Below are 10507 nucleotides of genomic sequence, written 5' to 3' on the forward strand. Positions count from 1 at the left end.
CAGAAATTAGGCGAATTTCCCTTCATTATCCCGTCCATGACTGAACTGAAGATGAACTTTTTGCCTATGCTTATGTCTCTTATCGCTAATTTTATGATTTTAGCCATAGTTTTCGCTTATTCCCGACAAGATTGTTGACGTTAGCCTCTAAATTATGGATATTGCATTGCAATATAGAGATTTTTCAATCTTCCGAAAAATGAAGGAATATGGCGATGATCAGACGTGTTGTATTTAACCAAAAGGGTGGTGTTGGTAAGTCCAGTATTGCAGTGAATCTGGCGGCTATCAGTGCAGCACGGGGAATACGAACACTGGTGATTGATCTTGACCCGCAGTGTAATTCCAGCCACTACCTATTGGGTGAAGATTACATGGACGTTCAGCCTGATATTCGTGACTTTTTCGAGCAAACGCTAACGTTTCAGTTGAAGCCAAATGGTCCAGAATATTTCGTGCATGAGACCCAGTATGAAAATCTTCATCTGATGCCTGCTAACTCGGATCTTGGTGACTTGCAGTCGAAGCTAGAATCAAAACATAAGATTTATAAGCTTCGTGATGCTCTGGATAAACTATCGGAATCCTACGATGCGGTTTATATTGATACCCCGCCTGCGTTTAACTTCTATACGCTTTCTGCTCTAGTCGCTTCTGAGCGTTGCCTGATTCCATTTGATTGCGATGAGTTCGCTCGTCAGGCTTTGTATAGCCTATTGGGGAATGTGCATGAAACTCGAGAGGATCATAACGACAAGCTGGAAGTTGAGGGGATTGTGGTAAACCAGTATCAGCCAAGAGCAAGCTTGCCGAAGCGTATTGTGGGTGAGTTGTTGGATGATGATCTGCCGGTACTGGAGACAAAAATATCTGCGTCAGTGAAGATGAAAGAGTCCCATGACGATACTTGCCCGCTGATCCATATGGCGCCTAAGCATAAGTTGACGCTGCAGTTTGTTGAGCTATTCGAAGAGCTGTCTAAGTAATTCCTTAACCGCAAGTAAAAAAGTGCGGTTTATTCTTCGAGATTTTCTGGTTTTCGCAGGCTGAAGATCCATAGTATTAGCAGTGGGATACTGATTGCGAGAATGATTATTTCGGCCATTAGAGTTCCGGTATTTTTGGGAACTTTTGATTCTATCTGGATTCTTTAGCCGAGCAATAGAATTATTTTCATTTAAACTAAAAGCCCCCGCTATGCTAGCGGGGGCTTTTTTGTGGAATCTTATCGTTATCTGAAAAGCTACTTAAAAGGCTGCTTTTAAGGTGGCTTTAGCAGGATTTGTTTTTACTTTCTGGATTACCGCAGGCCAGTGATTCTGGAGCAACAACTGCGCTACCAATCATCAACTCACCATTATGCTGACCAACGAATAGTTGAGTAGAAGAGCGCTTACCCTTATTGCTGATATAAACAATATTCAGTTGACCCGTTGGTTTAAGGTTCAGCTCGTATGTTTTCCCATCCTGAACATAAGAAGGGTCTGTTCCTTCTGCTACCGGTTCGATGTATATACGGCGGATCTGGCGGCCTTTAAAACCGGACTTGATATATTTCTGCAAGGAGGCGCGGGATTGTTTATCTACACCTTCCCAGTTGATCAGTTGAAAAATTCCAGCAGCATCCCGGCTGGCAAATGAGTTCAGATACTTCTGTACTAGCAGACTGTTTTCATCAGCAATAGCTGTACTACTAATAACTACAGCAAGGATAGTAACAAAAAAATTACGAAGCATTATTGGTACCTGTGTGAGTTTCCCTTCATTGGTCGTAAGTATATCTTATCGAACCCTGACTAGAAGCTTAAGAGTACGCGATTGAGTTCTCTTCAACTGCTTCGGTCAGAAAATCTGTTTTAACTGTTGCTCAAAACGGTCATGTAGTTCTTCATACTGGTCCGCAAACGGGACACACATCCATTCGTATTCCAGGTTTTTGATCTCACCTAGATCAAATGCCTGCTCCTGGCGGTCAAGGGCCTGCTGTAACCGTTCCATCTGGTATTCCATACGAATAGCCTGGTCCTCCGGAGGGGAAGGAACCGAGGAAGCAATTTCTAAGCGTATGCATAGTTGGCGTAGCAGTTGTTCTTGCTCGTGAATGATGTTTTCAATCTCATCCGGCTTTTCTGTAAGTCGGAGTAAGGTCTGGAAACGTGAAGCGATTTCATCATCTAGTGCTGATTTTGCTGAGGCTTCAGTATTCCAAGCATCGCAGATAGCGGTAACAGTCTCACTATTTTCGGAAGAGAGAATAGCTTGTTCAAGTTGCTCACATAAAGATGCTTTACGGAGAACTGAGGTGTATGGTTCCGACTCAAACTTAAGCAGTTCATGTTTCTGTTGCTGAATAAAGTAGCTGATTTTATCCAGACGTTGCTCAAGTTCCTGTGATTTGTTGCTGCTGTTTTGCTGACCCAGTAGCTTGTGCGCCTGATCCAGGCGTTTTTCGATAGCATCTATACGGGTGGCAGACTCAAGCTTTTGTTCAAGTTCATCGCAGATGCTGTTTAAAGCCTGTAGTGAATCGGTGTTGCTAGATCTATTGGCAAAGTAGGTCTCAAAGACTTGGTTGCAGTTATCCCTAAACTGACCCCATAGCTTACGCTCTTGGTTTCTCGGAGCCTGCCCCGTTGCTTTCCACTCTTTCTGAAGCTCTTTGATCTGTTCTGTAGCCTGATACATGTCTTCTGCATTGAGCAGAGACTGGCTTTTTTCAACAAGTTGCTGCTTTATCCGCGCGTTATCATCCCTGTGGTCTTTCAGAGGTACTTCCAGCTGGGCGATAAGCTTATCAAACGTGACCTGGAGTTTTTTACCAGGGGCGCGATCAACCGGAGAAAATGAACGCCACTGTTGTTTGAAATGATGTAGTTCTTCTGTGTAGCTCTTCCAGTCAGTGATTTCGTCGGATGTTTGCTGACAGCGTTCCGACAGCTCCTGACAAAGCTGCTCCCGCTGCTTTAAGTTGTTTTTCCGCAGAGCTTTTTGCTCTGAAAAGTGCTGATCGCATGGCGCATAGGCTTGATCGGAAGCAGTTTTAAAACGATTCCAAAGCTTCTGAGAGTGATTGCTATCTGTGGCATCCAGCTCTTTCCACTCTTTCTGAACCTTGCGGATCTGATTGGCTCTTTCCTGAATAGGTAAATCAGATTCAATCAGGCTTTCCATGGTTACACAGAGCGCTTCCTTCTTAGGCGTGACTGCATATGACTGCCAGTCACGGATCTCCTGTAGCTCAGAGCTTAGTGATTTGATGCGTTGCTCGAGATCAGCAGGTAGATCGCCGTTAAGACGTTTGCTGAGTTGCTCTGCTTTTTTGATCTGTTTGTCTGCTGATTTGATCTCACCCTGTTGAATTGAGGTCTTTAGAGTATCGAGCAGTGAGTTTAGTTCAGACTGAAGCTGTTGTGATTGATGATTCTGACGGCTCAGTGTTTCCTCTGCCTGCGCCAGTAAGTCTTCGAGGCGACACAGCTCTTCGGGCTTGTTGAGTAACTTTGGCCAACTTATTTTGTTGAGTAACTGCTTGCCAGAACGGTGCGCATTAGCAACATCCTTCTGATCAGCAAGTAACGTTTTAAGTTGCGTGCTCTTCTTGTTGATCTGATCGGTTGAATTCAGATAAAGCTCACAGCAATTGACGATATTGCTGACCTGAGATTTTATTCTGTCGAAGTTATTGCGTTCGGTTTTCTCTGCATGCTGCTGCAGGCTGGACCATTGCTCACTAAGCTTATTAACTTGTGACTTCAGCTGTTGCAGGCTTTCAGCATCGGGATTTAATTCAGAGATTGAGCTTTGGAGCTCACTAAGAGAAGCAATAGCTTGGTCTTTTTCAGCAATGGATGCTGCCTGTTGAGCTGCTTTTTCCTCTGCAGCAGCCAGTTTCGCCTCTTGAGCTTTAACGATCGCTTCACATTTTATGTGATGTTCTGAGAAGAGAAGTTTCTGATCATTGTTCGCATTGGGCTTAAGTTTTTCCCAATCATTTACCAGGGCTGACAGTTTAGCGCTATATAGTGGGAAAAAGTCAGTTGTACTGTGTTGTGCAATTGAAGCAAGTAGTTGCTCAATCTGGTTTTGAATCAGTGCTTGTTCTTTTTCCTGCTCTTTGAACTGCTGCAGTTTATCGCGGGTGACTTTAAACACCCCTTTATCTTTGTTGCGGGATGATTTCTGCAACTGTTCCAGAACATCCGGGCAGCTCATACGTTCAGCGGCTAAAACTCGTACGGATGCTCTCTGGCTTTTCTCTGCAATCGTTAGCAGGGACAGATTGTCATTCAGTTGAGAGATTGCCTGCTCGCGTAACTCTTTATCACTGCTGTTAAGAGCAAGGTGTGTCAGAAGGTCGCTTTCGGAAAGAGATTTTAGCGCGGTCAGCTTCTCTTCTAGGGATGGTGGAGGATTACTCAGAAGAATCTGGCTGATGTTATGCAAAGCCAGCAAACGAATACTTTCTGCAGGATCTTTCTTACTGATTTTGATCAGCAGGTCCAGGTTGGTCAGCTTTTCGGTCGCAGCGAGGCGTACCTGATCTTCGACGTCTTCTAGTGCCAGTTGAGAAAGGATCGCTTGAGCCTTGGCATCAGATGCGCGAAGTTTTGAGACTGCTTTGGCGCGTTTTTCTGGCTTTGGGTGCTGCCACTTGGGTTTGAAAAATCTTGCTAACATAAGTACCTGAATATATTTCTGGTGAGCGCGTATAAGATGGAACGCTCAGCCGCAGTATTCTAACGCAGAATTACTTCAGGATCAGTGTTGACTTTGTAAGAAAGTACACTAGAGAAAGGAAGTCAGACTATTGGACGTAAAACAGGAAAGGTGAACTTTGTTGGTAGTTCACCCGATTCCTATGTGAAGCTATATCTAACTTATTGTTTTATCAGGTTCTAACCTCAACTTCGCCATCAACATACAGCCAACTACCCTGATCACGGCGGAAATTTGATTTTTCATACAGAGTTCCACTCTGGTCTTCAGTTTCGAAGTCGGCTTCAAACTCAACCATGCCCGATTCATCTGATCGACCACCTTGATCTTTACTCAGGATCTTGAGGCCTGTCCAGTTGGTATATTTAACTTGGTCAGCCAAAAGCTCTGCATCGTCATCACGACGATTTTCCGGTGCGGTAGTATCGATAAGGTAGTCTATTGCTCCTAAGGCAAAGGCCGTATAGCGAGAGCGCATCAGGGCTTCAGCTGTGGGTGCGGATTTTTGGCCCTGTACAATAGGTTCGCAACAATAGGTGAACGGTTTTCCAGAACCGCATGGGCATGCTTTGTTAATCACTTCCATATCTTGTGACATAAGATGAACCCTTAACATTGAAATGTTAATCTGAGCATATCTGCCTGTTTGTGGAATGGGCAGCTATAACCCCAGTTTATCTAGCAGTTTTATCGGTTGGCAAGGATACTTTATGGCTAAGGCCCCACTTACTTTTTTTTGGCATGACTATGAAACCTTCGGTGCTGATCCGAAACGGGATTGGCCGGTTCAATTTGCCGGAATTCGAACCGATGAACAGTTAAACATTATTGAAGATCCAGTTATGGTTTACTGTAAACCAAGCGAGGATCAGCTGCCGCATCCTGAAGCCTGTCTGATTACCGGGATTACTCCTCAGAAAGCGATGGAAGAGGGCGTATGCGAAGCGTATTTCTTTGCCCAAATCCATGAACAGCTTGCCCGGCCAGGAACCTGCGGAGTGGGTTACAACAGTATTCGCTTTGATGATGAAGTTACCCGCTACGGTTTGTATCGTAACTTCTACGATCCCTATGCTCGTGAATGGCAGAATAACTGCTCGCGGTGGGACATCATCGATATGTTGCGCCTGACTCGCGCACTACGGCCTGAAGGAATTAGCTGGCCGACTTATGAAGATGGTTCTCCAAGTCTTCGTCTTGAAGACCTGACTGTTGCAAACGGCATTGACCATGGCCATGCCCACGATGCCCTATCAGATGTTTATGCAACGATTGAAATGGCAAAGCTGGTTCGTGAGAAACAACCAAAACTATTCGAATATGTTTTAAATAACCGCTCCAAGCAGGCGATTCAGAACTTGCTTGATCCGATCAGTAACAAGCCAGTATTGCATATATCGTCCCGTTATCCGGTAGATCAGGGCAACGCGGCAGTGGTGGCCCCTTTAAGCACTCATCCGGTTAATAAGAATGGTGTGATTGTCTGGGATCTTCGTCATAACCCGGAACCTTTAATGAATTTGCCGGTTGAAGAGCTGCGTCGCCTTCTCTATACCCGTCACGATGAATTGGCAGAAGATGATCCGCGTATCGCTCTGAAGCAGGTGCACATTAATAAGTGTCCGATCATCGCCCCCGCTGGCATGTTAAATACCGAAGAAGCGAAAAAGCTGCAGATAGATGGTGATGTCTGCCGAACCCATCTGAAGATGTTGCGAAGCTTTACGGGGCTAAGAGAGAAACTGTCAGAAATCTATAGTGAGAACCCATTTGAGGCGGATAGTGACCCGGATCAGATGCTCTATAGTGGAGGTTTCTTCTCTCCCGCCGATAAACAAGCTATAGATCAGGTGCGCCAATCCAACCCAGAGCAACTGGCAGAGCTTGACCTGCCATTCCAGGATAATCGTCTGGAGGAGATGTTGCTGCGTTATAAAGCCCGGAACTGCCCTAATATTCTTAGTCATGAGGAGCAGATGCGTTGGGAAGAGTATCGCCAAAGTAAACTTTTACAGGGTGAAGGCGGTCATCTGACTATGGAGCGTTTTTATGAACGCCTCAACGAGCTCTATAGCCAACCGGATATGGACGATAATAAACGTCATATACTGGAAGAACTGGCTGTTTATGCCGAAGCAATCTATCCGATGGATGAGTCATTTGAAGAAACATGCTAAATGGATGATTTTACCGCTGACACTTGTTGTAGCTTTCGCTATGGCGGAGGAGCAGCTTGAAGAACCGATCCAATATGAGGTTACGGCGGTAAAAGGTTATCTGTACGGTACGGTTGATGGTGAAACAGCTTATAAAGACTGGCGTCGTGGCACATTTGATAAAGAAAGAATGACCGAAGTGAAGCCAAAAGAGCTACCGGATAATCTGCCCGAGCCAGTTGTTATTCCTTTCGTAGAACCTAAAGTGCGTGAAGTGCCTGTTGGCCAACCAAAGCGCCCACCACTCAAAGGTGAAGATAAAATCTTTGTGCAGATTGGAGAGGATGAGATCAAAGCTCGCTGCTTTATTCTAGGTGAAGGTTGTGAACAGCTCGAGAAACCCGAAGAGCAGGATTCTGTTTACTACAAGGCAATTGAGAAGGCTCAAGAAAAGCAGCAGGCGTTAAAGCAGGGTGAAGCGGCTAATAAAGGACGTGCGATTGTTAAGCCGTGATTGTTACTAGATATGTTCTTGCTATGGCGTAACAGTCGGAGTTTATTCTGAGTTGACCTCAAGGGCCATTCCAGAGCTGCTCAGAGTTGTCTACCGACACATTCTGCCAATAACCCAACTAAAAGAATTGAAGTGATTTTTAATTTAACTGTATATTTTTAGCACGAATAAAATAAGGCCGAACAACTTCCTTCAATTCCCTAAAGCATTTCCTTTTACTATCTAACATGTGCTGTATAACATCTGCTCTCAATCGATTAGCGTTGTCTTTATCAATACCACTCGGAAATTCATCAAGCCCTTTACCTTCTTCAAGGTAATGTCTTTTTAACTGCAAAAAGTCTTCTTTGCTAAGGTTTTTACTGTAAACGTCATCTAAGAAAACCTTGTAGTTATTCCAACTTAGATCAGAGTAGTAACAATTAGCAGCGTACTCTACGTACTCTTGAGGGAGGTCTAAATCAAACCTCTTATCAAAGCCTTTTTTATAATCCGAAGCAAATGCAATAGCTGCATTTTCTGCAGCATGGTCGACCATGGTGTTGAGCCCAGTCTTTTCAAATATCAATATGATGCTAATAGGGGGTTCGCTAGCACTAAAAGCTACAGTGCTACTTTGAAGCAGCATAAGAGATACAAAGAGAGTGGAAAGTCCCTTTCTCATAATTAGATTCCTTTCAGCAATCAGACATAATTCCAAAAAACTATGACCTAATCGAACTGACTAATCAATGATAGTGATGTCCGCTAATGGCACATTCCTGACCTACTGTTCTAGGTCAGGATTTAATCTGGCCCTTTGACTTTATACGTCAGGAACGATTGGTTTATTGCCTTTCAGGTAGCTCTTGGCGTTAGTGATTTTAAGAGTATTGTTTGAACTTAACTTTGTGCCAAAACTGCGCACAGTTAAGCGACGCTGCTGCAGCTGTTTATAGTTTAGTTGCAGATCCTGAATGCTAACCTTCTGCACAGCTTCAGCGAGCTGTTCACGGGTATCGAAACTCAGTTCTCCCCAATCTAGTTCACGCCAGTAGCGTTTGGTGCGGCTACTGAGTTTATTGTCTTTCTTGGTTATACGGGAGAGAACACTCGCTTTAAAACGGTTAAGTGAATCAACGTCGAATTCATCTAGGTTGCTTTGCCACTCTTGAAGGAACTGGTTGATATTTTGTTCCAGAGTCACTGCATCAGTATTAGGCGATTGAATAATAAAGCCTAGTCCTGGGGTTTTGTTCATCTGGAGTGGCGTCGCAAATACAATATAGCCGAGTTGCTTTTCTGTTCTCATCTGGTTGTAGAAGGGAGAGGCAAGTATTTCTGAAAGCACTGATAACTCAGCTCGTGCTTTTGCTGAGTTGTTCTCTCCCTGCAGCAGAACCGAGATCGCGGCATCGTTGTGTTCGATATCCAGTGTTTCGGTGAGTGGAGTATCGAGGGGTAACTGCGTGACTGTAATGGCTGGGGTTGCAGTAGTTTTATCCGTTAGCAGTGCTTTGCTTACGAGATCTCCCATGTTCCGTGTGTATTCTTCAGTAAGATTACCGTGAGCCAGGGCCTTTATAGCAGGAGCTTTGAGAAGCTGGATTGAAAACTGTTGCAGGTCGTCAAGGGTGATATTTTCAATTGCATCCAACTGACTGCGTTTATCTGCCTGGGACATCAGTAGCTCATACATGCGTCCAGTCGTTTGATTATAAGGTTTGTCGTTAAATCCATTTTTCAGCTTTTCGGTGAAGCGCTGTTTGAGGATAGCGAAACGCTTTTTATCAAATTCGGGTGCTTTTAGGGCGTCGACTACCTGCTGTAAGAGCACGTGTAGTTTGTCGTTATATCCGGATAAACGGACACTATAGCCCTTCATATGTGAGTAGATATTTGTACCCATACCAGCAAGATAGGCATCGTATAAGGTCTCGTTTAGCTGCTCCTGCACCATCTCGGTAAAGAGTGAGTTGAGTACCCAATGTTTGGCATCTTGATTGGCAAGCGGGCTTTGTACTGTGAAGTAAAAGTTACCGCGAGGAACGTTAAATTCGGTGTCTTGCTGATACCAGAGGCTGAATCCATCTTTTGAGTTTATCAGAGTGGGTTTTTTCCCATCATCACTGCTTAGGATATTCAGGTCTTTAGCAATATAAGGGTTTGGCGCTCTGATTGTCAGTTTAGGATCAATCTGCTTAACCTGTAGCCCACTCAGTTCTTGTTCGGTAAATCCTCGTACACTGAAAGGCGCTTTGTAATAAGGTTCGACCTGATCAGTTCCCAGGTTTTTAGCTTTAATATTCAGAAATAGGTTTTCAGGTTTGATCTCTGCCAGATAGCTGTTGATAAGGCCTTTATCAAATTCAGTAAAGGTGTAGTTAGAGGAAATAACCTGTTCGGTAGGGAGGTGCTGCATCTGGCTGGCAAGAGCGCTCACTAAGTGGATCGGTTCCGATTGCTCCTGGAAACGGAATTGAATAGCGCTCAGCTGTTTCTCTTCAGTAAACAGATCTTCATTTAAACCCTGCTTTTTCATTAGCTCAATGTATTGAAAAACGTTCTGAGTGACGGCCAAATAGTTATCCATTCCCTCTTCAGTAAGACGGATGTTCACCATAAAACTACCCTGATTGTTCAAGTTATGCCCAGGGGAAGCGGAAAGTGAAGTAGCCCAGCCTTTTTCTTTTAATAGTGACAACAGGCTACCTTTGCCTTCGTAACCTACCAAGTTGCTAATGTAATAGAGTGGTTTCTTCTGCCATTGGCTGCGGAATCCTGGGATAGGGAAAGTCAGAGACAGCGAACGGATATCTTTGACCGGCTCAATAACTACCTGCTGTGGAAGTCGATCTTTTCGGAACAGCGGGGCTTCGGCATGGAATGGCTTAGCGTTGCTGTTTTTTACCGCACTGAATTTTTCCTGCACCATTTGCTTAAGCTCTGGCAGGCTCTCCTTACCCAGTACCACAAGTGACATCAGATTGGCTGAGTAGTACTGCTCGTAGAATTTAATCAGTTCGTCGCGAACCTTTGAGTTTTCGCGATCGGCGAGCGTTTTTAAACTGCCCACAGCAAAACGGTTGTAGCTATTTTCCTGATTCATTACATGCTTGGTTGCTGCATAACCACGACGGAA

The 10507-nt window shown here is 44.4% G+C and carries 8 protein-coding genes; 3 read left to right on the forward strand and 5 right to left on the reverse strand.

From position 1 onward, the window contains the following. Nucleotides 1-218: 218 nt before the first annotated feature. Entirely contained in the window at nucleotides 219-986 is a 768-nt protein-coding gene (locus tag GY843_RS18415) for a ParA family protein (RefSeq protein WP_297311829.1), read from the forward strand. Nucleotides 987-1272: 286 nt separating this feature from the next. On the opposite strand, the gene GY843_RS18420 is transcribed toward GY843_RS18415, so the two are convergent. The 3 genes from GY843_RS18420 to GY843_RS18430 form a co-directional block, all read right to left on the reverse strand. Next, nucleotides 1273-1737 carry a hypothetical protein gene (locus GY843_RS18420; RefSeq protein WP_297311818.1) on the reverse strand — a complete coding sequence of 155 codons (465 nt, stop codon included), beginning with the start codon at nucleotides 1735-1737 and terminating at the stop codon, nucleotides 1273-1275. Nucleotides 1738-1842: 105 nt separating this feature from the next. Further along, on the reverse strand, nucleotides 1843-4677 hold the full coding sequence (locus tag GY843_RS18425; RefSeq protein ID WP_297311820.1) for a DUF349 domain-containing protein: 2835 nt from the start codon (nucleotides 4675-4677) through the stop codon (nucleotides 1843-1845). Between the two features lie 211 nt (nucleotides 4678-4888). Next, nucleotides 4889-5314, reverse strand: a complete 426-nt coding sequence (locus GY843_RS18430; RefSeq protein WP_297311821.1) for a YchJ family protein — start codon at nucleotides 5312-5314, stop codon at nucleotides 4889-4891. Nucleotides 5315-5426: 112 nt separating this feature from the next. Between GY843_RS18430 and sbcB the strand changes: the two genes are divergently transcribed. Together sbcB and GY843_RS18440 are read left to right on the forward strand one after the other, a co-directional pair. Further along, nucleotides 5427-6893 (forward strand): exodeoxyribonuclease I, encoded by a 1467-nt coding sequence (gene sbcB / locus GY843_RS18435; protein WP_297311822.1) that lies wholly within the window; start codon nucleotides 5427-5429, stop codon nucleotides 6891-6893. Continuing rightward, nucleotides 6877-7386: a hypothetical protein gene (locus GY843_RS18440; RefSeq protein ID WP_297311824.1), complete on the forward strand. Its 510-nt coding sequence runs from the start codon at nucleotides 6877-6879 to the stop codon at nucleotides 7384-7386. Before sbcB ends, GY843_RS18440 begins: the two co-directional genes overlap by 17 nt. A gap of 139 nt (nucleotides 7387-7525) precedes the next feature. On the opposite strand, the gene GY843_RS18445 is transcribed toward GY843_RS18440, so the two are convergent. Both GY843_RS18445 and GY843_RS18450 read right to left on the reverse strand, forming a co-directional pair. Next, a complete protein-coding gene (locus GY843_RS18445) occupies nucleotides 7526-8050 on the reverse strand; it encodes a hypothetical protein (protein ID WP_297311826.1) in 525 nt (174 codons plus the stop codon). Nucleotides 8051-8191: 141 nt separating this feature from the next. Continuing rightward, a partial coding sequence (locus tag GY843_RS18450) for an insulinase family protein (RefSeq protein WP_297311828.1) occupies nucleotides 8192-10507 on the reverse strand: 2316 nt, incomplete at its 5' end.

Origin of the sequence: Neptuniibacter sp., assembly GCF_024231755.1 — a bacterium.
Classification (GTDB): Bacteria; Pseudomonadota; Gammaproteobacteria; order Pseudomonadales; family Balneatricaceae; genus Neptuniibacter.